Annotated in this window: 21 protein-coding genes and 1 pseudogene; 12 read left to right on the forward strand and 10 right to left on the reverse strand. The window is 64.0% G+C overall.

Translation table 11 applies throughout. The features are described 5' to 3' along the window. Positions 1-9: 9 nt before the first annotated feature. Positions 10-330, reverse strand: coding sequence for a YqjD family protein (locus tag OO306_RS14355; protein ID WP_027596579.1), 321 nt, complete (start codon positions 328-330; stop codon positions 10-12). 125 nt (positions 331-455) lie between these two features. On the opposite strand from OO306_RS14355, the gene OO306_RS14360 reads away from it, so the two are divergent. After that, a complete protein-coding gene (locus OO306_RS14360; RefSeq protein WP_265969124.1) occupies positions 456-719 on the forward strand; it encodes a hypothetical protein in 264 nt (87 codons plus the stop codon). A gap of 5 nt (positions 720-724) precedes the next feature. Here OO306_RS14360 and OO306_RS14365 read toward each other — a convergent pair whose 3' ends face one another. Further along, entirely contained in the window at positions 725-1,204 is a 480-nt protein-coding gene (locus OO306_RS14365) for an LEA type 2 family protein (protein ID WP_027596577.1), read from the reverse strand. 136 nt (positions 1,205-1,340) lie between these two features. On the opposite strand from OO306_RS14365, the pseudogene OO306_RS14370 reads away from it, so the two are divergent. The 7 genes and pseudogenes from OO306_RS14370 to zapE all read left to right on the forward strand — a co-directional run. Beyond that, positions 1,341-1,844: pseudogene (locus tag OO306_RS14370) on the forward strand (RNA polymerase sigma factor); the annotation flags it as partial. A 7-nt stretch (positions 1,845-1,851) separates the two neighbouring features. After that, a complete protein-coding gene (locus OO306_RS14375; RefSeq protein ID WP_265969125.1) occupies positions 1,852-2,724 on the forward strand; it encodes a FecR domain-containing protein in 873 nt (290 codons plus the stop codon). Between the two features lie 120 nt (positions 2,725-2,844). Further along, complete coding sequence (locus OO306_RS14380) at positions 2,845-5,280, forward strand: TonB-dependent receptor (protein ID WP_265969126.1); 2,436 nt, start codon at positions 2,845-2,847, stop codon at positions 5,278-5,280. Positions 5,281-5,462: 182 nt separating this feature from the next. Continuing rightward, a complete protein-coding gene (locus OO306_RS14385; protein WP_265969127.1) occupies positions 5,463-6,542 on the forward strand; it encodes an extracellular solute-binding protein in 1,080 nt (359 codons plus the stop codon). 147 nt (positions 6,543-6,689) lie between these two features. Continuing rightward, entirely contained in the window at positions 6,690-7,007 is a 318-nt protein-coding gene (locus OO306_RS14390) for a hypothetical protein (RefSeq protein ID WP_027596572.1), read from the forward strand. A gap of 22 nt (positions 7,008-7,029) precedes the next feature. Then, positions 7,030-8,178 carry a PQQ-dependent sugar dehydrogenase gene (locus tag OO306_RS14395; RefSeq protein WP_085274170.1) on the forward strand — a complete coding sequence of 383 codons (1,149 nt, stop codon included), beginning with the start codon at positions 7,030-7,032 and terminating at the stop codon, positions 8,176-8,178. A gap of 174 nt (positions 8,179-8,352) precedes the next feature. After that, complete coding sequence (gene zapE / locus OO306_RS14400; protein ID WP_265969129.1) at positions 8,353-9,459, forward strand: cell division protein ZapE; 1,107 nt, start codon at positions 8,353-8,355, stop codon at positions 9,457-9,459. 135 nt (positions 9,460-9,594) lie between these two features. On the opposite strand, the gene OO306_RS14405 is transcribed toward zapE, so the two are convergent. From OO306_RS14405 to yegQ, 6 genes are all read right to left on the reverse strand, one after another. Further along, positions 9,595-10,593, reverse strand: coding sequence for an alpha/beta fold hydrolase (locus OO306_RS14405; RefSeq protein ID WP_265969131.1), 999 nt, complete (start codon positions 10,591-10,593; stop codon positions 9,595-9,597). A gap of 75 nt (positions 10,594-10,668) precedes the next feature. Continuing rightward, positions 10,669-11,106: a YqaA family protein gene (locus OO306_RS14410; RefSeq protein WP_265969133.1), complete on the reverse strand. Its 438-nt coding sequence runs from the start codon at positions 11,104-11,106 to the stop codon at positions 10,669-10,671. Then, the gene (locus tag OO306_RS14415; RefSeq protein ID WP_027596567.1) at positions 11,106-11,534 is read right to left on the reverse strand and encodes a DUF411 domain-containing protein; all 429 of its coding nucleotides are present in this window, start codon (positions 11,532-11,534) and stop codon (positions 11,106-11,108) included. Before OO306_RS14415 ends, OO306_RS14410 begins: the two co-directional genes overlap by 1 nt. A gap of 14 nt (positions 11,535-11,548) precedes the next feature. Next, positions 11,549-12,418 (reverse strand): copper resistance protein B, encoded by an 870-nt coding sequence (locus OO306_RS14420; protein ID WP_265969134.1) that lies wholly within the window; start codon positions 12,416-12,418, stop codon positions 11,549-11,551. Further along, the gene (locus tag OO306_RS14425) at positions 12,411-14,102 is read right to left on the reverse strand and encodes a copper resistance system multicopper oxidase (protein WP_265969135.1); all 1,692 of its coding nucleotides are present in this window, start codon (positions 14,100-14,102) and stop codon (positions 12,411-12,413) included. Before OO306_RS14425 ends, OO306_RS14420 begins: the two co-directional genes overlap by 8 nt. A 78-nt stretch (positions 14,103-14,180) precedes the next feature. After that, a complete protein-coding gene (yegQ, locus tag OO306_RS14430) occupies positions 14,181-15,515 on the reverse strand; it encodes a tRNA 5-hydroxyuridine modification protein YegQ (protein WP_265969136.1) in 1,335 nt (444 codons plus the stop codon). Between the two features lie 130 nt (positions 15,516-15,645). Between yegQ and OO306_RS14435 the strand changes: the two genes are divergently transcribed. Then, complete coding sequence (locus OO306_RS14435) at positions 15,646-16,710, forward strand: AI-2E family transporter (RefSeq protein ID WP_027596563.1); 1,065 nt, start codon at positions 15,646-15,648, stop codon at positions 16,708-16,710. Positions 16,711-16,832: 122 nt separating this feature from the next. Here the strand turns inward: OO306_RS14435 and phnX are convergent, their stop codons facing one another. Both phnX and OO306_RS14445 read right to left on the reverse strand, forming a co-directional pair. Next, positions 16,833-17,660: a phosphonoacetaldehyde hydrolase gene (gene phnX, locus OO306_RS14440; protein WP_265969137.1), complete on the reverse strand. Its 828-nt coding sequence runs from the start codon at positions 17,658-17,660 to the stop codon at positions 16,833-16,835. A gap of 34 nt (positions 17,661-17,694) precedes the next feature. Then, positions 17,695-18,801: a 2-aminoethylphosphonate--pyruvate transaminase gene (locus tag OO306_RS14445; protein ID WP_265969138.1), complete on the reverse strand. Its 1,107-nt coding sequence runs from the start codon at positions 18,799-18,801 to the stop codon at positions 17,695-17,697. A gap of 134 nt (positions 18,802-18,935) precedes the next feature. On the opposite strand from OO306_RS14445, the gene OO306_RS14450 reads away from it, so the two are divergent. The 3 genes from OO306_RS14450 (at position 18,936) to OO306_RS14460 (ending at position 25,443) form a co-directional block, all read left to right on the forward strand. Then, entirely contained in the window at positions 18,936-19,799 is an 864-nt protein-coding gene (locus OO306_RS14450; protein ID WP_027596559.1) for a LysR substrate-binding domain-containing protein, read from the forward strand. A gap of 64 nt (positions 19,800-19,863) precedes the next feature. After that, positions 19,864-20,898, forward strand: a complete 1,035-nt coding sequence (locus OO306_RS14455) for an AraC family transcriptional regulator (RefSeq protein ID WP_265969139.1) — start codon at positions 19,864-19,866, stop codon at positions 20,896-20,898. 72 nt (positions 20,899-20,970) lie between these two features. Next, positions 20,971-25,443, forward strand: a complete 4,473-nt coding sequence (locus tag OO306_RS14460; RefSeq protein ID WP_265969141.1) for an NEL-type E3 ubiquitin ligase domain-containing protein — start codon at positions 20,971-20,973, stop codon at positions 25,441-25,443. The last annotated feature ends 67 nt before the right edge of the window (positions 25,444-25,510 follow it).

The following is a 25,510-nucleotide window of genomic DNA, read 5'->3' on the forward strand; positions in this document are numbered from 1 at the left end:
TAAAAGGGCTTAGTAGCGGCGACCCAGCAACAGGCCGACCACCAGGCCGAAGCCTGCGGACACCGCGACGGTCTGCCAAGGGTGGCCGCCGATGTAGTCCTGGGTGGCATCCACCACCGGTTGAGCCTTGTCACGTACGTTGCTCGCGGCCTGGCGAGCCTGGCGCAGTTTGAGGCTGACTTGCGCGCGCAGGGTTTCGGCCTCCTCGCCAACCAGGGCAGCGCTGTCGTTGAGCAGCTTTTCGGATTCTTCGATCAGTGACTGCAGTTCGCTGAAGACCTGATCCTTGATCTGATCGCTGGCGGCTTGTACGGCGTTTTTTCGGGCCATGAACTCATCCTCGTCAATGGGGGGTGAACAATGGATGCCGGTGCGTCGGGAAAGTTGCGCCGGCTTTCCGATGACGCGTCGCTACGGTGTAAGATAGCGGCCATTTTCAGCAGGCAGGTACCTTCATGAGTTTCAATCTGGCCAACAGGAGCTTCGAGGAACGGGCGCAGATCGAGGCAGAGAAGGCGCGGTTGTTCGAACTGTGGCAGAGCAACCTGGGCAAGGCCAAGGGCGAAGCCGCCCGGCTTATCTCCGAAAAGCCACGGCGCAAGGGCAAATGGGCGGAATGGGTGCGGGCTGAACTGGAGGCCATGTCGCCGCCTGAATACGCCAGCATGGTGCGCAGCGAAGTCAACAAGATGATGGCCGCCGCCAACAGCAATCGTTGAGTGGGCTACCAGTAGGTGCCGGCTGCCTTGGGCAGGTCCAGCGTGCCCTCATCGGTGAAGCGGACGGTGCCCAGCAGCCCACCGGCCAATTTGCCGCGCAGTACATAGGGTAGCCCTTGCAGCGAACTCCGCTGGCCCAGGCCATAGGCCTGGCGCAGGAAGGAGAACGCGGTCACGCTCACCGGCACCACGATTACCGCCTCGTCGAAACGGCCTATGTGGCCCTGCTGGTCGCTGACACCGGCGGCCAGCGGCTGGCCGTTCACCTGCAGGTCGAGCGCGATACCGTTGTAATCGATCGCGGTTTCGTTGGGGTTCTGCACACGTATTTTCACCGCCATGCGCAGTTCCAGCTCCTGCCCGGGCAGCGGTTCGATGCCAATCACGTTGATATTCAGTGGGTCACGCGCCTGAAACAAGGCGCAGGCACTGAGGCCGTAAGCCATCAGCAGTATCAGCAACCAGCGGTGCAATCGGGCAGTCATGGGTTGCAACCTTGCCTGAAGAATTCAACCGCCAGTGTGGCAAATGCGCGTTGACGTTGAAAGTAGCGCGTCCAATGAAAGATACTGTTTCTCATTAACGCCCGACAATTCCTCTTACTGGCCTTTCTCCTACCCCATGCTGACGTCTCCCGTGTCTGGTCTGCTGGCGAGTTTCCAGGAGCACTACGACGACCTCTTGCTGTTCCTGACTCGGCGCATGAGCGACCGGCAGCGTGCTGCCGACGTCGCGCAGGAGACGTACCTGAAGCTGGTGAAGATCGACGAGCAGGCCGTGCCGGTGCTGCATGCACGCAGCTTCATTTTCCGGGTGGCGGGCAACCTGGCGATCGATGCCTTGCGCCGTGAACAGCGTATCGCCGCCCGCCACGAAGATACCGATGGCACTGGCGAGGTGGCCTGCCCGGCGCCTGCGCCCGAGGCCGCGCTGCTCGCCCGCGAGCGCTTGCAGATACTCGATGAGGCGCTGTTGCAACTGTCCAGCAATGCCCGCCAGGCCCTGTTGCTCAACCGCGTCGAAGGCCTGACCCAGGCGCAGATCGCACAACGGTTGGGCGTTTCCGAGAGCATGGTGGCAAAATACATCGGCCAGGCGCTGCGCCATTGCCGTGACTGGCTCAAACACAACCATGACTGAGCCTTACGCCATGCCAGCCGCCCAACCGCTCAGCGACCTCTCTGACGATGCCCTCGATTGGCAGGTGTTGTTGCATTCGGGCAACGCCAGTGCAGCGGACTACGCGCGCTACCAGCGCTGGTGCGCACTGAGCCCGGCGCATGCCGAGGCCGCGCGCGAGGCAGAGGCACTGTGGCTGGACATCGGCCACACCCCAACCGCTCAGGTTGTCGCGGCACCGCCTGCCCGACGCAAACGGCACTGGGCCGCAGGCCTGGCAGCATCGCTGGCGCTGTTGGTCGCGGGTTATAACGGCTGGCAGCAGGCGCCTATCTGGCTGGCGGACTACCACACAGGCCTCGGGCAACGGCAGGCGGTGACCCTGGCCGATGGCTCGCGGGTACTGCTGAACAGCGGCAGTGCCTTGACCGTCGCGTTCACCGACCGCGAGCGCCGCGTGGTGCTCAATGCGGGCGAAGCCTTGTTCGAGACGGCCAGTGACCCACGGCCCTTTGTGGTCGATAGCGCAGGCGAGGCGGTGCGCGGCACGGGCGCGACCTTCAGCGTGCGCCGCGATGGCCGCGTGGTACTGGCCCAGGGCGAAGCCACGGTGGGTGAGCGCAGCGTACCGGTGTCGCCTGACGCCAGTGCACAGACCGCTTGGCAGCGCGGCAAGCTGATCTTCAACGGCAAGCCGCTGGGGCAGGTGCTGGCGGAGCTTGAGCGCTACCAACAGGGGCGCATTCTGCTGTCTGACACGAAGCTGGCGGCCCTGGAAGTCAGCGGTGTATTCGACCTCGATGAACCCCAGGCGCTGCTGCGCACCCTTGAGCAACGTTATGGCCTGCAGGTCACCTACTTGCCGTGGTTGGCCGTGGTGCACTGAGCCGGTAAAAAATAATCCAAATATTTTTCATCTGCCGCTGCAAGTTCAGCCAGGCCAGATCGTCGTAGTGGGACTGATCAGCAACCCATTCTCATTTACGACTTGCCTGGAAGCTCATTCGTGGCCCTTACGCTCAAGCCTTCGCACCGCCGCAGCGGTCCCCTTCATCACGCCTTGTTGTCTTGCACTGCCTTGGCCATGCTGGCTGGCCCCTTGCAGGCGATGGCCTCAAGTGGTGCGAAACAGCCCCAGGTGGAAGCCCGCCAAGTGCAGCTGGACCTGCCTGCCCAGGCGCTGGACCAAGCGCTCACGGCCTTCGCCGACCAGGCCGGGTTGCACCTGCTGTACACCACTCACGATGTCGCGGGCCTGAACAGCCCGGCGTTGCAGGGCAGCTACAGCATCGAGCAGGCACTGCAGCAGTTGCTGGCGGGCAGTGGCATGAGCTGGCAGTTCAGCGATGCCCGCACGGTTACCCTGCGCAAGGCGGACGCCGCGCCGCAGGCCGTCAACCTCAAGCCCATCGAGGTCAGTGTGGCCTCGCGCACCAGCACGGCGATCAGCGAAATCCCTGGCACCGTTTGGGTGGTCGACCAGCAGCAACTGCGTGAGCAGATCGACAGCGGGGTGAGCCTCAAGGAAGCCATCGGCAAGTTGGTGCCTGGCCTGGACCTGGCGCCAGAAGGGCGCACCAACTATGGCCAGAACATGCGCGGGCGCAATGTGCTGGTAATGATCGACGGGGTCAGCCAGAACAGCTCGCGCGGCCTGTCGCGCCAGTTCGACAGCATCTCGCCGTTCAACGTCGAGCGTGTCGAAGTGCTGTCGGGGGCCAGCGCCCTTTACGGCGGCGGCGCCACCGGCGGCATCATCAACATTGTGACCAAGAAGGGCGAGCCCGGCCCGGCCCGCTTCGAGACCCAGCTGGGTGCCAGCAGCGGCTTCAACAACAGTGATGACCTGGCCACCCGCATCGCCCAGTCGATCAGCGGCGGCAACGAGCGGGTCAGTGCCCGCCTTGGTATTTCCGGCGAACAGAACGAAGCCTTCTATGACGGCGCTGGCGATCAGATCTTCATCGACAATACCCAGACCGACCTGCAATACAACCGCACCATCGACGTGCTCGGCACCCTGGGGCTGAAGCTGACCGATGAGCAGAGCCTGGACCTGCTGGCCCAGTACTACGACTCGGGCAACCACGGCAGCACCGGCATCTACTTCCCCAACCTCAACTACAACGCCCCTTCGGACCTGGAAGACGCCGAGCTGCGCAGTGGCTATTCCTCTGACCTGGAACCACGTACCCGGCGCCTGTTGCTCAACGCCAACTACCATCACACCGATGTGCTGGGCCAAGACTTCTACCTGCAGGCCTCGTACCGCAAGGAAGACGACAACTTCTACCCGTTCCCGTACTACAACCGCGCCACACCCACCGGTTCGCGCGGGGTGTACTTCGCCGCATCACAACAGAACTTTGAGGTCACCAGCCTCAAAGGCCTGTTCGCCAAGCAGTGGGACACGCTCAAGCTGACCTACGGTGTCGACCTGGACCGCGAGCGCTTCAACGCCGAACAGACCACCTTCGACGCCCTGACCTCATCCGAAAGCGGTGGGCTGGACATGGAAAAGGCCAGCAAGGCCGCGCGCTACCCCAGCTACCGGGTTGACGGTGTGTCGGTGTACGCCCAGCTCGATTGGCATGCCACCGACAACCTGACCTTGTCCGGCGGCGCCCGGCGGCAGCAGATGGACGTGGATGTCAGCGAATTCAAAGGCGTACCCGGCGGCAGTAACGATTACCAAGTCAACCTGTACAACGTCGGCGCCATCTACGACTTCAAGAATGGCCATCAGGTGTGGACCAACTACGGTGAAGGTTTCGACCTGCCGGACCCGGCCAAGTATTACGGCAAGCCGGGCTTGAGCGTCGCCGACAACCCGCTGGCCGGCATCAAGAGCCGCCAGGTCGAGCTGGGCTGGCGCTATGCCGACGTGGATTGGGACGCTCAGGCGGCGCTGTACTATATCTGGTCGGACAAGATCATCAATGTCGATTCGCAGACGCTGACCATCAATGTCGAAGAGCAGAAGAGCCGTGACTTTGGTTTCGAAGGTGCATTGACCCGCCACTTCCAGAGCGGTTGGGAAGCCGGGGGTACGCTGCACCTGACCCGCTCCGAGGAAGAAGACGTCGACGGTGGCTGGATGAAACGCGATGCCCGTTATGCGTCGCTGTCCAAGTCCACGGCGTTTGTTGGCTGGAAGGGCGATGGCCGCAGTGCCCGCCTGCAGGCCAACCATGCGTTCACCCTCAAGGACGATGCCGACCAAGAGATCGACGGCTACACCACCTTCGACCTGCTGGGCAGCCAGGAAACCGGCTTCGGCACCTTCAGCGCAGGCATTCAGAACTTGCTGGACAAACAGTACAGCACGGTCTGGGGGCAGCGGGCGACGTTGTTCTATGCACCGACCTATGGCCCAGCATACCTGTATGACTACCAGGGCCGTGGGCGCACCTACACCCTGACCTGGAGCATGGCTTACTGACAGCTATGTGGGGATTCAGGTAGGAGCAGCCTTGTGCTGCGAAGAGGCCGGTGCAAACAGCGGAAATCTATGCTGTTGTCACTGGCCTCTTCGCAGCGCAAGGCTGCTCCTACCCGAATCGTGCAGGGTGCGAGTGGTGTGGACTACAGTGACGGACAGCTCCCTTTGCCGAGGTGTCCGTCATGCGTCGATCGCTGTGCCTGCTGTCCCTGTGCCTGGCCCTGCCGCTGCAAGCCCAGGAGAAGGTCGTCAACCTCTACAGCTGGGCCGACTATGTCGCCCCGCAAACCCTCCAGCGCTTCGAGCGCGAAACGGGCTACAAGGTACGCTACGACACCTTTGACACCACCGAGGTGCTCGAGACCAAGCTGCTGACAGGTGGCAGCGGCTATGACGTGGTGGTGCCGTCATCCACCGTGCTGGCCCGGGCGCTCAAGGCCAAGGCCCTGCAGCCGCTCGATGCCCAGGCCATGCCCGGCTATGCCAACCTCGACAAGGACTTGCTGGCCAAACTGGCCGAGGCCGACCCCGGCAACCGCTACGCGGTGCCTTACACCTGGGGCACGCTGGGCCTGGGGGTGAATGTCGAGGCCGTGCGCCAGCGCCTGGGCGATGTGCCGCTGGACAGCCTCGACCTGTTGTTCAAACCGGAGTACGCCAGCCGCCTGAAGGATTGCGGCATCGCCATGCCCGACTCGCCGCAGGAAGTGATCGGCCTGACCTTGAACTACCTGGGCAAGGACCCTTACAGCCAGAACAAGGCCGACTTGGACGCCGCGCAGGCACTGCTGAACCAGCTGCAGCCCTCTGTGCGCTATGTTGCCAACGGCCGGCAGATCAGCGACCTGGCCAATGGCAGCGTGTGCCTGGCGCTCACCTACAACGGTGATGCGGCGATGGCCGCCGACCAGGCACGCCGTGCTGGCAAACCGTTCGAGCTGATCTACCGCATCCCCCAGGAAGGCACCTTGGTCTGGCAGGACAACCTGGTCATCCCCAAGGACGCGCCACACCCGGAGGCAGCCCGCGCGTTCATCGCCTTCATGCTCAAGCCGGACTCCATCGCCGCGCTGACCAACACGCTGTTCTTCGCCAATGCCAACCAAGCGGCCACCCCCTTGGTCGACGCTGCCGTGCGCAACGACCCGGACATCTACCCGCCAGCCCAGGTGCGTCAACGGTTGTACGCCGACCGCAGCATGGCACTGTCCGACTTGCGCCAGCGTAACCGCCTGTGGATGGCCTTCCGCAGCGGCCAATGAGCCCGGCGGGGCTGCGCTGCAGCCCCTTGGGGTCCATACTGAAACATCAGGAATTATCTCCAGCCGCTTTCACACTTTTGCCGCGAACCCCTCGCGCCTTAGGCTATCCAACGCACAAGGCGCGGCATTTCGTACAGGAGGTGAAGCATGAACCTAGCACTGCCAATCCTGGCCATCGGCCTGGCGTTGTGCCTGCCCGCGCGCGCAGCGCCGGTTGCGCCCTTGCAACTCGCGGCCAGCAACAACAACCCCTACAACAGCCCGATCCAGCGCGCCAACCCCAATAGCCGCCAGGGCAGCATGCCGGCCACACCGCCCGTGCGTGGCCCATCCACCGACCCCTACCAGCGCACGCCCTCGCTGGACAACCGCGGCATTGGCAACGGCGACAACCTGCGCCGCCAACAGCAAGCGCCCAATCTGGAACCCACCCGGCCGCCGCGCGATAACCCACGCGCGCCGTAAGCCCCGTCGAAAGGAATTCTGCATGACCCGAGCTACCTGGCTGACCACCTTGACCGCTGCCGCGCTGCTGCCCCTGTTGGCGCACGCGGCTTCCGAGCAGCAGTTCCCCAGCGAAGAAGGGCCATTGACCGTCAGCACCGTCGCCGATGGCCTGCGCAATCCTTGGGCATTGGCTTTCTTGCCGGGCGGCAAGGACATGCTGGTGACCGAGCGCCCCGGCAACCTGCGGGTAGTCAACGCCGAAGGCAAGGTCGGCCCGCCTATCAGTGGCGTGCCTCAGGTCTGGGCCGAAGGGCAGGGCGGGTTGCTGGACGTGGTGTTGTCGCCGGAGTTCGGCAAGGACCGCACCGTTTACCTGTCCTATGCCGAAGCGGGTAATGATGGCAAGGCAGGGACGGCGGTCGGCCGCGGTCAGCTGTCCGAAGACCGCGCACGGCTAGAAAACTTCACGGTGATCTTCCGCCAGCAGCCCAAGCTCTCGGTGGGCAACCATTTCGGTTCGCGGCTGGTATTCGACCGAGACGGTTACCTGTTCATTGCCCTGGGCGAAAACAACCAGCGGCCGACTGCCCAGGACCTCGACAAGCTGCAAGGCAAGGTCGTGCGGATCTTGCCTGACGGCGAAGTGCCCAAAGACAACCCCTTCGTCGGCAAAGACAACGTGCGCTCCGAGATCTGGTCGTTCGGCCATCGCAATCAGCAGGGCGCAGCACTCAACCCTTGGACTGGCAAGCTCTGGACTCACGAACACGGCCCACGGGGCGGCGACGAAATCAACATTCCCCAGCCCGGCAAGAACTACGGCTGGCCGGTTGCCACCCACGGCATCAATTACTCGCTGCTGCCGATCCCGGAGGCCAAGGGCAAGCACGTCGATGGCATGGTCGACCCGCACCATGTCTGGGAAAAGTCCCCTGGCATCAGCGGCATGGCGTTCTACGACAGCCCGACGTTCAAAGCGTGGGACCACAACCTGTTCATTGGGGCGCTGGCTACTCAGCAATTGATCCGTCTGCAGCTCGAGGGCGACAAGGTGGTGCACGAAGAGCGTTTGCTGGGGGACCTCAAGGCGCGTATCCGTGATGTGCGGGTAGGCCCGGATGGGTATCTGTACGTGTTGACCGATGACAAGGACGGGGCGCTGTTGAAAGTGGGGCTGGGCGAGGGCTGAAGCGCTGGCTTCTGCCATGCACGGTTCGTGTAGGAGCAGCCTTGCGCTGCGAAGAGGCCGGTGGTGACACTTTAGATAGTTGTGGCCTGCACTGGCCTCTTCGCAGCACAAGGCTGCTCCCACACAGGAGCGGCGTTGGCTTGCTGAGGATGGGGCCAGTACCGATAATGCGGCATGACCGCCCAACCGCAGACCCTCTACCAACAAGCCCTGACCGACCACGGCTATGTCCATGACCCCGCCCAGGCCCACGCAGTCGATGCGTTGCAGGCCTGTTTCGAGGCGATCGAACAGGGCCGCCTGACCCAGGGTGTCTACCTCTGGGGCCCTGTCGGCCGGGGCAAGACCTGGCTGATGGACCAGTTTCACCGTTGCCTGCAGCACCCCAGCCGGCGCCAGCACTTTCACCATTTCATGGCCTGGGTGCACCAGCGGTTGTTCCAGCTCAACGGCACCGCCGACCCGCTGCTGGCCCTGGCCCGTGAACTGGCCCGGGAGATTCGCGTATTGTGCTTCGACGAGTTGTTCGTCAATGACATCGGTGACGCGATTATCCTCGGCCGCCTGTTCCAGGTGTTGTTCGACCAGGGCGTGGTGATTGTCGCCACCTCTAACCAACCGCCCGACCAACTCTACCGCGATGGCTTTAACCGTGACCGCTTCCTGCCCGCGATTGCCGCCATTGAACGGCACATGCGGGTGTTGTCGGTGGCCGGCGAGCAGGACCATCGCCTGCATCCGGGGGCTGTGCGGCAACGTTACTGGGTCACTGAGGCCGGTGAGCGCGGCGTGCTGGGTGAAGTGTTCCGCCAACTCAGCCCGGCTGACCCCGGCAGCGAGCAGCCGCTGGCCATTGGCTCAAGGCAGATAAACGTCATCCGGCGCAGCGAGCAGGCCATCTGGTGCCGCTTCACCGACCTCTGCGAGCAGCCCTTGGCGGCGATGGAGTTCATGGCCCTGTGCGACCGTTACCCGTCAATTCTGCTGGAAGGCGTGCCAGCGTTAGGTGGCGAGCAACGGGCCGGGCGGATTGCCCGTGGTACCGAGGATGGTGCGGCGCGGGTCGCGGCAGGGGACCGGGAGCTGCCGGCGCTGTCGCCCAAGGACGATGCGGTGCGCCGGTTCATTGCCCTGGTCGACGAATGCTACGACCGCCGGGTGGCGTTGTACCTGGAGGCGCAGGTGCCGCTTGACGCGCTTTATACCCAAGGGTACTTGGCGTTTCCGTATCAACGCACCTTGAGCCGCTTACGCGAGATGCAGTTGCAACGCTTCGGCTAAGCCCCTGTGGGAGCGACACGATGGATGGCACGGGCTGCGCCCGTGTTCGCGGGCAAGCCCACACAGTGATCGCGCATAAGTTTAGATTTTGCCGAAGGCAGTTGCGCCCACTCAGTAGGTTGGGGGGTAGCCGACTCAGCGCCCCAACCACTCGATGAGCGTCCGGTTGAACCGCATCGGCTCTTCGATCTGCGGCGCGTGACCCATACCCTCGAACGTCACCAGTTCACCCTGGGGGATCAGCTTGGCCACCTGTGGCCCCAGCACCTGGTATTTGCCCAAGCGTGCCTTGACCTCTGGCGGCGCGATGTCGCTGCCGATGGCCGTGGTGTCCTGGTCACCGATCAGCAACAGGGTCGGCATCTTCAGGTCCTTGAACTCGTGGTACACCGGCTGGGTGAAAATCATGTCGTAGATCAACGCCGAGTTCCACGCCACTGCTTCATGCCCCGGCCCTTGGTTGAGGCCCACCAGCATCTGTACCCAGCGCTCATACTCCGGCTTCCAGCGCCCGGCGTAATAGGTCTTGCGCTCATACTCACGCACCCCTGCGGCATCGAGCTTGAGCTCCCGTGCATACCACTGGTCCACCGTACGGTAGGGGACGCCCAGGGCCTTCCAGTCTTCCAGGCCAATCGGGTTGACCATCGCCAGGCGTTCGACTTGCTGCGGGTACATCAGCGCATAGCGGGTCGCGAGCATGCCGCCGGTGGAGTGGCCAAGCACAATGGCCTGCTTGACGCCCAGCTGGTCGAGCAAGGCGTGGGTGTTGTCCGCCAATTGCTGGAAGCTGTACTGGTAATACGCAGGTTTGCTTGAGGTGCAGAAGCCGATCTGGTCCGGGGCGATGACCCGGTAGCCGGCTTTGCTCAGTGCATTGATGGTGGTTTCCCAGGTAGCGGCGCAGAAGTTCTTGCCATGCATCAGCACCACGCTGTGGCCATTGGCCTGGCCTTGGGCGGGTACGTCCATGTAGCCCATCTGCAGGGCTTGGCCCTGGGAGCTGAAGTCGAAATGCTTGAGCGGGTGAGGGTAGCTGAACCCTTCGAGTTGTTTGCCGTAGGTGGGCGACTCGGCAGCAAGGGCCGGGCCGCCGACAAGGCAGGCAAGGGCCAGGGCGGTTGCGCGCAGCATGGGGGCACTCCGTGTAGGGCCATGTAGGAATAAGCGACTGTAACAGCCAGTTGACCGCCTGAAGCGGCAAAGGTGTTACCAGGCGTGAAACCAGCCCAGGGTGATCATCGCCACCACGGCGTAACGGCCGGCCTTGGCCAGGGTCACCAGCAGCATAAAGCGCCAGAAGGGCTCACGCATGATCCCCGCGATCAGGGTCAGCGGGTCGCCGATCACTGGCATCCAGCTGAGCAGCAGCGACCACTGCCCCCAGCGCTGGTAGCGGTGTTGCGCGCGTTCGAGCTGGCGGGCGCTGAACGGGAACCACCGCTTGCCACACAGGTGCTCGATGGCCCGGCCCAGTACCCAGTTGACCACCGAACCGAGCACATTGCCCAAGGTGGCCACCAGCAACAAGGTCGGCCAGGCGTCGGGCTGGCGCAGCAGCAAACCAACCAGCACGGCCTCCGATTGCAGCGGCAGCAGGGTGGCGGCGCCGAAGGCGCTGAGGAACAGCGCCCACTCGCTGAGCATCAGTAGTTGGCGACCACGGTGTCCTGGCCATCCTGGGTCACACCGATGACCTGGTAGGCGTCTTTGTGGTCACCCATTTCCATGCCCGGCGAGCCCATGGGCATGCCGGGGACAGCCAGGCCCTTGAGGTCGTTGCGTTTGGCCAGCAGGCGGACCTGTTCGGCCGGCACATGCCCTTCGACGAACTTGCCGTCGATCACTCCGGTATGGCACGACGCCAGGCGCGGTGCCACGCCCAGGCGTTGCTTGACTGCGCTCATGTTCGGTTCGACGTGGTCGTTGACGGTGAAGCCGTTGTCGCGCAGGTGGCTGATCCAGGCCTTGCAGCAGCCGCAGTTGGGGTCGCGGTAGACATCGATGGCCTCGGCGGCCTGGGCCAGGCCAGTGATAGCCAGCAGCCCGAGGGTCAGCAGGTGTTTGTGCAGCATGGTGAAACACTCCTTTAGAAACGCAGGCGGATACCGGCCACCAGGCGGGTCTGGCCGGTGTCTTCGCCGTCTTCGCGGGCCTGGTCGGCGCGGTTGCCGTGCAAGCGATTGAAACTGACCCCGACGTACGGCGCGAAACCACGGCTGATTTCATAGCGCAGGCGCAGGCCGATTTCGCTGTCGGCCAGCCCCGTGGCTTGCTCGCGGCGCGCATCGTCGCGGCCAAAAACGTTGGCTTCCAGGGTGGGTTCGAGTACCCAGCGGTTGGTCAGCAGCATAGCGTAAGCGGCTTCCAGGCGCAGCGCGGTCTGTTGCCGCTCGCCGACGTAGGCAGTGGCCTCCAGCTCAACGCCATACAGCGGCGTGCCCTGGATACCGAAGGCTCCCCAGGCCTGCCCGCTGGCGGGCTTGAAGTCTTGGCGCAGGCCGCCGACCAGTTCCCACCAAGGGCTGATGGCGTGGCCCCAGAGCGCCTGCAGTTCGGCCTTGTGGGTCTTGCCCTGCTCGCGTTCGCCCTCGCTGCGCAGCCACAGGCGGTCGATGTCGCCGCCGACCCAGGCGCTGGCGTTCCAGTTCAACGCGCCGCTGCTGTCGAAGTGCTGGTATTCAAGCTGGTCGACGATCACCGCCCCGTTCAGTGCCCGGTCATGCACCTGGTGCCCTGGCAGCGGCGGGAAGGCTGCGCGACGGTCGGCGTCACTGAGCACCGGCAGCGGCGTACGCGGCTGTTGCGCAGGCGGCGTTGCGTGGTTCATCTGGCTGTGGTCCATGGGCATGGCGCCGTGGCCCCTGTGCTGCAGGCCGGCGGCCATGGCGCGTTCACTGGCGAGCAGCGCCACCAGGGCCACACCGGTGACGATGCGACGGTTATTGAGCTCATTCATCGACGCGTACCTCGCGGAACATGCCGGTCTCCATGTGGTAGAGCAAATGGCAGTGGTAGGCCCAGCGGCCCAGGGCGTCGGCGGTGACTCGGTAGCTGCGGCGGCTGCCAGGCGGGATGTCGACGGTGTGTTTGCGCACCAGAAAGCGCCCCTGTTCGTCTTCCAGGTCGCTCCACATGCCATGCAGGTGGATGGGGTGGGTCATCATGGTGTCGTTGACCAAGGTGATGCGCACCCGCTCGCCATAGGCCAGGCGCAACGGTTCGGCATCGCTGAACTTGACCCCGTCGAACGACCAGGCAAAGCGCTCCATGTGGCCGGTCAGGTGCAGCTCGATGTCGCGTGAGGGTTCGCGGCCATCCGGGTCGGGGTAAGGGCTGCGCAGGTCGGCGTAGGTCAGCACGCGCCTGCCGTTGCCACGCAGGCCGATGCCTGGGTCGGCGAGGTTGGGCCGTGGGGCCATGGTCTGCATCTCCACCAGAGGGTTGCCGGTTTCGCTGGGTGGGTGTTGCTGCAGGGCGGCCATGCTGGAATGGTCCATGCCGGCCATGTTGCTGTGGTCCATGCCTGCCATGGCGCCGTGGCCCATGTCGGCCATGCTCAGTACGGGGCGCGGGTCTGGTTGCGGCACGGGCGCCTGCAGGCCGTTGGCGCGGGCCAGGGTGCCGCGCGCGTAGCCACTGCGGTCCATGCTCTGGGCATACAGCGTGTAGGCGGGCAGGTCGCCGACGGTCACCAGCACGTCGTAGGTTTCGGCCACGGCGATGCGCAGTTCGTCCACGCTCACGGGTGTCACCGGCAGGCCGTCGGCGGCGATCACGGTCAGCGTCAGGCCGGGGATGCGGAAGTCGAAATAGGTCATGGCCGAGGCGTTGATCAGCCGCAGGCGCACGGTTTCGCCCGGCTGGAACAGGCAGGTGAAGTTGCCATCCGGTGGTTGGCCATTGAGCAAGTAGGTGTAGGTGGCTGCGCTGACATCGGCCAGGTCCGTGGGGCTCATGCGCATGCGGGCCCAGCTCATGCGCTCGGCGACAGTAGTGCTCCAGCCATGGTCGGCCACGTCAGCGATGAAATCGCCGAGTGTGCGTTTGTGGTAGTTGAAGGCGTCGGACTGTTTTTTCAGGGTCGCCAACAGCTGTTCAGGGGGCTGGTCCGACCAGTCGCTGAACAGCAGCACATGGTCACGCTGGTACTGATGCGCCTCGGGTTCGCGGGGTTCGATAACGATCGCCCCATACACCCCGGCCTGCTCCTGCAACCCGGAATGGCTGTGGTACCAGTAGGTGCCGCTTTGGCGCAGGGTGAACTGGTAAAGGTAGTCGCCGCCGGGCTCGATACCGGCAAAGCTCAGGCCTGGCACACCGTCCATGTTGGCCGGCAGGAGGATGCCATGCCAATGGATCGAGGTGCTCTGGGCGAGGCGGTTACGCACGCGCAGGCTGACGGTGTCACCTTCGCGCCAGCGCAGCAGCGGGCCGGGCAGGCTGTCGTTGACAGTCAGGGCGGTGCGAGGGCGGCCGGTGATGTTGACTGCGGTCTGGCCGACCGACAGCTCGAAGTGCTGGCCGGCCAGGTCGCGGCCATTGGCGGCCTGGGCCAGCGGCCGCCACAGCCCCAGGCCCGCCAGCGTAGTGGCGGCGCCCAGGCCTTTGACGAAGGTACGGCGGAAGGGGTTGCGCAACATGGCGTGGCCTCATGCGAGAGAGCCTTGATGTTGGCCGTTGCTGGCTGTCAGCCAGCTGAGCTGCGCATTACAGCGTTGTCAGGCGGCGGCCTCGTCGTGGCGCAGGTCACGCATCAGCAGGCCGTATTCCAGCGGGACCTGCTCCGGAATCGGCAGGTACACCACATGGCCGTCACCCGGCGCTACCTCGATGGCCTGCTGCTGGCGGTCGCACAGGCGGTGCAGGTCGAAATGGTAGTTGCCGCGCGGGGTCATCAGCTCCAGGTGGTCGCCCACGGCGAAGCGGTTCTTGACCTTGACCTCAGCCAGGCCGTCCACACGCGCGCCGGTCAGTTCGCCGACGAACTGCTGGCGGTCAGACACCGAGTTGCCACGCTGGTAGTTCTGGTACTCATCGTGCACATGCCGGCGCAGGAAGCCTTCGGTGTAGCCGCGCTGCGCCAGGGATTCGAGGTTGCCCATCAGGGCGCGGTCGAAAGGCCGGCCTGCCACGGCGTCGTCGATGGCCTGGCGGTAGGACTGCACCGCGCGGGCGCAGTAGAAGTGTGACTTGGTGCGGCCTTCGATTTTCAGCGAGTGCACGCCCATGCCGGCCAGGCGTTCGACGTGCTGGATGGCCCGCAGGTCCTTGGCGTTCATGATGTAGGTGCCGTGTTCGTCCTCGAACGCCGGCATCGCTTCGTCCGGGCGGTTGCTTTCCTGCAGCAGGAAGACCTGATCGGTAGGGGCACCGAGCCCCAGGGTCGGTTGCACTTCGCGCACGATGTCGCCGGTGGCATCCTCGCTGGCCGGCGTGGCGTCGTATTTCCAGCGGCAGGCATTGGTGCAGGTGCCTTGGTTGGCGTCGCGCTTGTTGAGGTAACCCGAGAGCAGGCAGCGGCCGGAGTAGGCCATGCACAGGGCACCGTGGACGAACACTTCCAGTTCCATGTCCGGCACGTGGTGGCGGATGTCTTCGATTTCTTCGAGCGACAGCTCCCGCGACAGGATCACCCGGCTCAGCCCCAGCTGCTGCCAGAACTGCACGCTGGCCCAGTTGACGGTGTTGGCCTGCACCGACAAATGCACCGGCATCTGTGGGTAGTGCTGGCGCACCAGCATGATCAGGCCGGGGTCGGACATGATCAGCGCATCCGGCGCCATCGCGATCACCGGTGCGAGGTCCTTGAGGAAGGTTTTCAGCTTGGCATTGTGCGGGGCGATGTTGATCACCACGTAGAAACGCTTGCCCAGGGCATGAGCCTCCTGGATGCCCAGCGCCAGGTGGGCGTGGTCGAATTCGTTGTTGCGCACCCGCAGGCTGTAGCGTGGTTGGCCGGCATAGACGGCGTCGGCGCCGTAGGCGAAGGCGTAGCGCATTGTCTTGAGGGTGCCAGCGGGGGCCAGCAGTTCGGGCTTGGCGGGAAGGGTCATGTGCGCACCGGGGCAAAAGGCCTGAATGCTATGGCTTGGCGGTTTTGCCGGCATTGACCTGAATCAACGGCGCGACGGCACTTTTACCCCTACGCCGCGCACTAACGTTCAGGACACTTGAGGATCCTTCATGAACGAAACCGCTTTGCAGAACAGAGCCTTGGCCGTGCTACTGGCACTGGTGACCATCGCCTTCGTGTGGATCTTGCTGCCTTACTACGGGGCGATCTTCTGGGCGGTGATTCTCGGCATCCTGTTCGCGCCGCTGCAGCGCAGCCTGCTGATACGGTTTGGCAGGCGGCGCAACCTTGCCGCCGCCACGACGCTGTTGATTTGCCTGGTGGTGGCTGTATTGCCTGTGATCATCACCAGTGCCTTGTTGGTGCAGGAGGGGGCGACGTTGTACCAGCGCATCGAGAGCGGGCAATTGGACATTGCCGGCTACGTCGAGCATGGCATGAACATGCTGCCGGGGTTCGTGCAGCACGGCCTGGACAGCTTGGGCATCGGCAACCTGGAAGGGCTGCGCGAGAAGATCACCAAGTGGGCCACCCAAGGCAGCCAGGCGTTGGCCAGCCAGGCCTACAGCTTTGGGCAGGGCACATTCGAGTTTCTGGTGAGCTTCGGCATCATGGTCTACCTGCTGTTCTTTTTCCTGCGTGAAGGGGCCGAGGTCGCGCGTCGCGTGCGCCTTGCGGTGCCGCTGCCCGAACACCAGAAGCGCCGCTTGCAGCTGAAGTTCAACCGCGTGGTGCGGGCAACGGTCAAGGGCAACGTGTTGGTTGCCATTACCCAGGGCGCGCTTGGCGGCTTCATATTCTGGGTGCTGGATATCCCCAGTGCGTTGGTGTGGGCGGTGATGATGGCGTTTCTGTCGCTGCTGCCAGCGGTGGGGGCGGGGATCGTGTGGGCGCCGGTGGCGGCGTATTTCCTGTTGAGCGGGGCGATTCTGCCGGGGGTGATCCTGACGGCGTTCGGGGTGCTGGTGATCGGCCTGGTGGACAACGTGCTGCGCCCGATCCTGGTGGGCAAGGACACGCGCATGCCGGATTACCTGATTCTGGTGTCCACCTTGGGTGGGTTGGCGGTGTTCGGGCTCAACGGGTTTGTGATCGGGCCATTGATCGCCGCGTTGTTCGTGTCGAGCTGGGCCATTTTTGTCGCCACCAAGCCGCAGGTGCAGTTGCCGCAGTAGGCTCAATACCTTGGCCGCATGCGAACGGTGTAGGAGCAGCCTTGTGCTGCGAAGAGGCCAGTGACCACACCCTCGATTTCGCTGTGGTCACTGGCCTCTTCGCAGTACAAGGCTGCTCCCGGTCAGGATGCCTGCGGCATCTCGCCCTTGGCCAGGCGCCGGTTGATGTCGGCAATCACTTCGGGCAGCTCATTGATGGTGTCGATCAGGTAGTGCGGGCGGGAGCTGGCGAACAGCGCGTGAATGCGCGTGCGCTCGCGCTCCAGTTTCTCGGCACTCAACGCGCGGTAGCCTTCCCAGGTCAGCCCCAGGGCGTTGCCGGAGCACACCAGTGCCACCGTCCACATGCCGGCACGGCGGCCTTCGAGGATGCCCGGTACGGTGTCATCGACCTTCACGCAGGCGGCCACGTCATCGATGCCCAGGGCAATCACGTTGGCCAGGGCCTGGGCCGGCCAGGGGCGGCCGTTCGGGGTTTCGTCGGTGGCCACCACATGGTCGGCGACATAGCCGTTTTGGGCGGCCAACTCCACCACTTTATCCATCACCACCTTCGGGTAGCCCGAGCACGAGCCAATCTTCAGGCCGTCCTGGCGCAGGCCTGTGAGGGTGTCCAGGGCGCCCGGGATAAGCGCCGAGTGCACGGCGATCTTCTCGATCTGCAGCGGCATGAAGCGGTTGTAGATGGCCGTGACGTCATCGTCGGTGGGCGTGTGACCGAACACCTTGCGGTAGCGTTCGGCGATTTCCGGCACGTTGCACAGGGTGCGGATGTGGTCCCACTTGCCCATGCCCATCGGGCCTCGGGCTTCTTCGATGGACACCTGGACGTCGAACTCGGCGAAGGCTTCGACGAAGATCTGGGTGGGGGCGAACGAGCCGAAGTCGACCACGGTGCCGGCCCAGTCGAGGATGGCGGCTTGCAGCTGGGTAGGGTTGCTGTAGTTCATGTGCGCTATTTCCTGAATTGGGGTGGGCAAAGGGTCAAATGTCCAGCACTTCCATTTCCCGCAGCACCTCGGCCACGGCGTTGACCGCAGCCTGCATGCCCTCCGGCCCGACCACGCCGATGCAGCCGACGCGGAAGGTCTCGACCTGGGTAAGCTTGCCGGGGTAGAGGATGAAGCCCTTGGCCTTGACCCGCTCGTAGAAGTCTTTGAACTGGTAGCGGGCATCGTTTGGGGCATGGAAGGTGACGATGATCGGCGCCTGGATCTCGGCCGGCAGGAAGCTGCGCAGGCCGAGGGCGGCCATGCCGTCGAGCAGGGTTTTGCAGTTGTCGGCGTAGCGCTGGTGGCGCGCAGGCAGGCCACCTTCTTCGTTGTACTGCTGCAGCGCTTCATGCAGCGCCGCGACCACGTGGGTGGGCGGGGTGAAGCGCCACTGGCCGGTCTTGGCCATGTAGGCGTGCTGGTCATGCAGGTCCATGGCCAGCGAGTGGGCGTTGCCTTCGGCAGCGGCCAGGGCGGTTTTTTCGGCGAAGACGAAGCCCATCCCCGGCACGCCTTCCAGGCATTTGCCCGAAGCGGCGATCAGTGCGTCGAAGGGGACCTCGCGGGCATCGATCGGCAGCGCGCCGAACGAGCTCATGGCGTCGATGATCAGGCGCTTGCCGTGGCGTTTGATCACCTGAGCGATCTCGGCCAGCGGGTTGAGGATACCGGTGCTGGTTTCGCAGTGGATCAACGCCACGTGGGTGATGGCTGGGTCGGCGGCCAGCAGGCGGTCGACATCGGCGGCGGTGGTCGGTTGGTCTTCGGCGGTTTCGAAGGTGCTGTAGGTGCGGCCCAGCACCTTGCAGATTTTCGCCAGGCGTTGGCCGTAGGCGCCGTTGATCAGCACCAGCACCTTGCCATTGCGGGGTATCAGGGTGCCGATGGCGGCTTCCACGGCGAAGGTGCCGCTGCCTTGCAGGGGCACGCAGTGGTGGCTGACGCTGCCGTCGATGATCGCCAGCAGTTGCTCGCAGACGCTGGCGGTGAGTTGGTTGAAGGCGTTGTCCCAGGAGCCCCAGTCCACCAGCATGGCTTGGCGGGTGCGCAGCGACGTGGTCAGGGGGCCGGGGGTCAGCAGGATGGGTGCGTTGCTCATTCCGTGGTTCCTCACAAGCGGCGGGTGGTCAGCCGAAAAATCTGGCGCTGAAACTACGGGGACTAGGTTGCAATTGGCTAAGCTATCAATCAAATTGTTTGTTGTTATGCCAGCCATAAGTCAGGCCGATAAACATGAACCTGTTCCAGCTCCGCGCTTTCGATGCCGTCGCCCGTGAGGGCAGCTTCACCCGTGCCGCCGCGCGGCTGTTCATCAGCCAGCCGGCCGTGACCGGGCACGTCAAGGCGCTGGAGGAGCACTACCAGATCACCCTGCTCAGGCGCACGGCGCGGCGGGTGGAGCTGACCGAGGAGGGCACGCGGCTGGCGGCCATCACCCGGGCCATGTTCGGCCTGGCCGAAGAAGCCCAGGCGATGCTCGAAGCCAACCGACAGTTGCTGACGGGGCGCCTGGAGGTGGCGGCGGACGGCCCGCACCGCGTGATGCCGATGCTCGCCCAGTTGCGCGAGCGCTACCCGGGCATCACCGTCAACCTGCGCTTGGGCAATGCCCAGGAAACCTTGGCCGCGCTGTTGTCCGAGCACGCCGATGTCGCGGTGCTGACCGAAATCGAACCGCGCAAGGGCTTGTACCTGCAAAGCTTGTGCGAGTCGCGGCTGTGCGCGTTGCTGCCAGCGGGGCATGCGTGGGCGGACGGTGAAGGCGACTTGCCGTTGACCGCGCTGAATCAGCAGATCATGGTGCTGCGCGAGCCCAGTTCGACCACCCGCCGTACGTTCGACAAGGCCTGTGCCGCTGCCGGGGTGCAGCCCCGTGTGCTGCTGGAGCTCGACAGCCGTGAAGCGGTGACCGAGGCGGTGGCGTCGGAACTGGGGGTTGGCGTGGTGTCGTCGACCGAGGTGGCCCACGACCCGCGGGTGGTGGCGCGGCCGTTGGCGGGAGACGGCCTGGTTAACCAGCACATGATCGGCTGCCTGGAGCGGCGCCGCGAACTGCGGTTGATCCAGGCGTTTCTGAGTTTGGCGGCCACCCTGTGAGGCAACGCTGGCGTTTTTCCTGCCCCGGCCTAAGATGGCCGGCATAGACCCACCTGGATGGCCGATGAGCGATAAAGACACCATCTCCATGCAACTGGTGCGTGAAGCCCTGTTGCAGACCTGCCCGGCCGGGCAGCCCGATGTCGGCGTGCTGCAGCGTGCCGGCATCGACCCGGCGCAGCTCGAGTTGCCCCAGGCACGCGTCTCTGCCGATGCCTATGCGCGGCTGTGGCGGCTGCTGGCGCGTCGCTGCAACGACGAGTTTTTCGCCATGGACCCGCGCGGGCTGCCGGTGGGCAGCCTGGCCTTTCTGACACGTGCAGCCATGGCGCAGCCTACTCTCGGGGCTGGCCTTGAAATCGCCATGGGCTTTCTGTCGCTGATGCTCGAAGACTTGCAGCCAAGCGTGGTGCGCCAGCAAAGCCTGGCCGAAATCGTCATCAACGAGCCGCGTGAGCAACCGCGCCGGGCCTTTACCTATTTCACCTTCTGGATGATCGTGCACGGCGTCGCTTGTTGGCTGGCGGGGCGACGCATTCCGATCCTGGCCATCGACCTGCGCTGCGCCGAGCCACCGTTCTGTGACGATTACCGGGTAATGTTCTCGGAAAACCTGCAGTTCGAACGCCCGCGCTCGCGCATCATCATTGCGGCCGACTGCCTGGACCTGCCGCTCAAGCGCACGCCGCAGGAATTGCAGCGTTTTCTGGCCGAGGCGCCGGGCAACATCCTGGTCAAGTACCGCGACCCGGCCAGCCTGGCCCGGCGCATCCGTGGCCAACTGCTGGCCCTTGACCCAGCGCAGTGGCCGGATGCCGAAAGCCTTGCGCACGGCTTGTGCCTGTCTGGCGCGACCCTGCGGCGGCGCTTGGCCGACGAGGGCCAGACTTATCAGCGGCTCAAGGACAGCGCCCGCCGTGAGCTGGCCATTGCCTGGCTGGCGCAAACGGAGCCGGCCCTGGGCGAAATTGCTGAGCGGCTCGGGTTTGCCGACAGCAGTTCGTTCTACAAGGCTTTTCGCAAATGGTTTGGTTGTAACCCGGGGCACTATCGGGCGTTGATCCAGGCAGAAGGCCTCGGCGAAGCGCGAGGCGATTGAAGCGTTTCCAGCTGATGGATAGGGCATACAAGTACAAGCATGTACGGCCCATCGCCTACCACTGGAACCGCCATGCCCACGCCAACTGCCACTCAGCAATCGCCTGCCGTGCAAGCGAAGCTGTCGACTGCAACGGATGACTTCATCAAGGGCCAGTTACCCGACTGGCTGAAGCGCGCCACGCGGGCGCAGATCAATGCGCTACGCAGCCGTTTCAGTGAGCACAAGAACAGCCAAGATCAACTGCATGAGGCAATAGGTGGCTTGCCTGCGCTGCGGCAATTTGCCGAAACACATTTTCAAACGTTGCTGCCGGACAACGTGCCCCACGACGTGCGCTTGGCTGATCTGTCCTGGATCAAAGTGGTCAACGTAGCCCAGCCGAATTTGAATAGGTTTGTCTACCCCCGCAAGTACACCTACGAACCTGCTCTGGCCCGCCTGATGCAGGGCCTGCAAGCCAGTGCTGATGTTGTACTGAGCAAGGGCCTGGGTTTTGAAGGGAGCACTTCCCTGCTGCTGGAAGCCGATGATGCGTTTCTCGAACGCTATCGACAACTGGACGTAGGCAGGCGCTACCAGGATGAACTAGACCAGGTCTACAACCCACAGAACCTGAACTTGCTTGGCGCAGATAAACGCAGCGGCTTCAGTCTGGCCACTGAGCTTGCGGCGCTCAAAGGGCACCTTAGCCCGTGGGAGCATGCCGCCCTGCGCGAGATTGCGGCGTTTTCCCCGAATACCTATGGGCAGCCCAAACCTCACAGTGTCAGCACGCTCGAGATGCTCGGGCAGACACTTTCCAATACTTTGTTGATAGAGCTGCGTACACCCGCCAACGTCAGCCAGAGCGTGCTGCTGTACCTGCCTGGCGATTCGCATTACGCCTTGCGCCGCTATGGCTCGATGACCGAGATGCAGCAGAAGCTTGCCGTCGAGTTGCAGCAAGCGGGCTTTCGACAGGCGTTGGCGCAGCAAGTGAGCCTGAAGCAGCGTCCTGGGTTTATGCAGACCCTCAGCTTGCGCTTGCAGGACACGCAGCCGGACCTGTCGCTGACACGGGGTGAAATGGTCGAGGACGCCTTCCTTACGCTAGCCCGGCTGCAAGTGCTACAAGCGAAAGCCGATGCCCGGTTGCTGCTCGTGCCTACTGCCGACGTCGACGAGGCTGCAGCCGAACACAGCCGGCAGATGTGGAAGGCGCTGGGTGCCGGCGTGGTCAACCTAGCCGGGCTGTTCGTGCCAGCAGTGGGCGCGTTGCTGTTGGGGCAATTGGTGGTACAGACCTTGTGCGAGGTGTTCGAGGGCGTCAGGGATTGGTCGCGGGGCCATCAGCATGAGGCGCTGCAGCATTTTCTCAGCGTCGCCGAGGTGGTGGCGCTCACCGGCGCCACGGTCGCCGGGGTGGCGGTGGTGCGCAGTGTGTTCGTCGACAAGCTCGAACCCGTCGCGCTGGGCACGCAGCAGGTGCGGCTCTGGAACAACGACTTGGCCCCTTACGAAACAACGCCTGAAGACCGAAGCCTGCAACCCGACGGTTTGTATGGCGCGGGCAAGCGCCGCTGGCTGCGGTTGCAGGCCCGTTATTACGAAGTGCATCGCCCTGTGGCCAACGGTTCTTGGTGCTTGCGCCATCCGCTGGACGACAGTGCTTATGGGCCGGCGCTGGTGCACAACGGCGAGCGCGGCTGGCGCTTGCAGCTCGACCAGCCACTGGCGTGGGACGACAGCGCCCGCATGCTCGATTGCCTGTGGCCACAGGATTCGCCCGTCGACAGGGAGAGGGCCGAGCAGATCCTGAAGGTGGCCGGTATCGACCAGGATGAGCTGCGCGGTGTGCTGGTGGAGAACCGTCCGGCACCCATCACCCTCGCCGATACACTGCGCCGTTTTGCCGCGGACGCACGTATCGAGGCCTTCGCTCGCCATTTAACCAACGAAACGCGCCTGCCCCGTGATGAAGAGCTGCTGACCTGGCTAAGCGCGCAGCGCGAAGTGGCAGGCCCCCAAGCCGGCCTGCGCGACAGGTTGCTGCAACAGCTGCCGGCCATGCGTTGGCGTGCGTTCGAACATTTGGCCTATGCCCCGCGCTCTGCCGCATCGGTGGCCGGCCTGGTGTTGCGCGAGTTCCCAGGCTTGCCGAAGGGTTACATTCCTGAGGTATTGAAAGACTGCAGTGCAGTCGAATACGCCATTGCCCGTCGCGAGCAGCGCTTACCACTGCCACTGGCCAGCAAAGCGCGAGCGCTGCTGCGCGCCGCACGCCTGACCCGTGCCATCGAAGGTTTCTACCTGGCCAGTGCCAGTAGCAGCGAAACCGATGAGCTTGCCGTCGCCTTGCTGCGCAAGCTGCCAGAGTGGCCCGCCGGGCTTGCGCTGGAGGTGCGCGAGGCGACGCCGCAGGGCCGGCTGGTGGCCAGCTTTGTTCCAGAGGGCCAGGAAACGGCGCGTGTTCAGTTGGTACGCATCGATCGGCATTTCCACCTGTACGATGCGCAAGGGCAAGCCCTGGCACAGACCCACCCGGTGCCTGCCACGGTTTTCGAAGCCTTGGTCGCGGCGTTGTCGCCAGCCCAGTTGCAAGCACTTGGCCTTGAAGGGAATGACCCCGCCCTGGCCTTGCGAGAAAAGCTGCGAGCGCAGTTACCAGCCTCACACCAGGATTGTGTGGCACTGCTAGGGTGGGCGCCGCAACAGCGCTGGTTCAACCCGGGCCAGCGCCTGGCTGATGGCCGCGTGGGCTACCTGCTAAGCGGCCGTGGTGCGGTGGTACAGACACCGCGGCAAACCTTGCTCACCGGCTTGCGCCGGCTTTTCCCGGGCCTGGACGACAACCAGCTTAACCAGGAACTGGAGCACCTGCTGCAGGGCGAGGACATGCCGTTTGCACGGCTGGCAGGTTTGCAGGATGACCATGAGCAATTGAATCGGGCGGTCAACCGTTGGGTATCCGCAGAGTTCAGCAACAGCAGGCGGGCCAGTCGGCAGTTGATCGCCGATCGGGTGCTCCGTGCCTGGCGTGGACAAGGGGAGCGCTTGTCACTGGGCTTCGGCGAACAGGCCAGCCTGCCGGCACTGCCGGGGCATGTGCAATTTCGCTTCGTGACGTCGCTGGTCATTAACGACACCGCCATCAGTAGTGTGCCGAGTGACTTTCTGCACAGCTTCACCCAGGTGAACTACCTGAACCTCAGTGGTAACCGGTTGTTGAGTATTCCGCCCGGGCTCAGCTACCTGCCCCAGTTACGCACACTGCGGCTGGCGCGCAATTTGATCCGCCTGAATGCATCGGCTGTCGAGACACTTGCCGGGCTGTCCGAACTGTCACGGCTGGACCTGAGCTACAACCCGCTGGGGGCGCTGCACTTGCGCTTCAATCGGCTGCAGCAGCTGATGCACTTGAACCTGCGACATTGCCGGCTCGGTATCTGGCCGCAGTACATCGAGCTGTGCCAGAACCTGCAGGTGGTCGACCTGCGTGACAACCAGCTCAGCGCGGTGGCCGATGAAACACTGCAGATGCCGCAAGCCTTCCGCCAGGTATTCCTGGTGGAGCGCAACCGCTTGAGCAACCGCCAAGTCATGGCCCTTTACGCGCCAGAGACGATACCCGAAGTCCCGGAGACCGCATTGGACCCCGCCTACGTGCGCGACCTGTGGCTTCAGGCGTCGCCTGAGTCACAGCAAATCGAGCGAGGCTTGGCATGGGCAGCAATGGCCACGCATCGCAACAGCGACGCTTTCGTTCAATTGTTGGGGCAATTGGAGCATGCCTCGGATTACGAGCAGGCACGCCCGCATATCGCCGGGCAGGTGTGGTCACTGCTGGAGCAGATGCAACGCGATGACACGCTGCGCGATGCCGTGTTCGAGCAGGCTGCCGACACACCCTCGGGCGAAAGGCGCGCAGTGGATGTGTTCAGCCGGATGCAACTGCATAGCTTGCAGGCACGTGCTGCGGCTAATGCCCATCGGCTCGAGCGCATCAACGAGCATATCGGCTTGGGGCTCAGCCTGTTCCGGTTGGACTTCCTGGCAGTGATTGCACGGGAGACGGCCGCACAGGTGAATGAGCAGCGGGAAATCGCCCGGCTGGATGACCCCGCGTTGATGGGCTTGGCAGATGTCGATGTCCGGGACATCGACATGCTCTATCGCGTCAGGCTGAGGGAGGCCCTTAATCTGCCTGGCCAACCCCAAACCCTGCGTAATGCTGAGGCGCTGGGTGTCAGTGAGGCGTCGATAGACGAAACCAGGCAGCGTATCGAACGGGTGGGCGATATCGAGACGTTCGCCGAAGACTTGAGCCAGCGTGGCTTCTGGCAGCGCTACTTACGTAGCCAGCACGCGGAAGATTTTCTCGCCTTGGAGCGTGCTCATGGTGAGCGTGTCCGCAGGTTGCACGCCGAGCAGCCAGACGCACCTGCGCCAGTGCGTGCGCAGGCCTTGGAGAACCTGGAAATCGAGCACGAGTCAGCCCTGCACCGTCACAGCGTGGCACTGACGCGCTTCGAGCTGAGGACCAACCTGGCCCGCCAGGGCTGACATTAGCTGCGCCATCAGCCCTTGAACGTGCCTGCAGGGGCGGTTTTCCGGGTTCAGGCAGGGGGTG

The organism is Pseudomonas sp. DCB_AW (assembly GCF_026240895.1).
In the GTDB taxonomy this organism is placed as follows: Bacteria; Pseudomonadota; Gammaproteobacteria; order Pseudomonadales; family Pseudomonadaceae; genus Aquipseudomonas; species Aquipseudomonas kermanshahensis.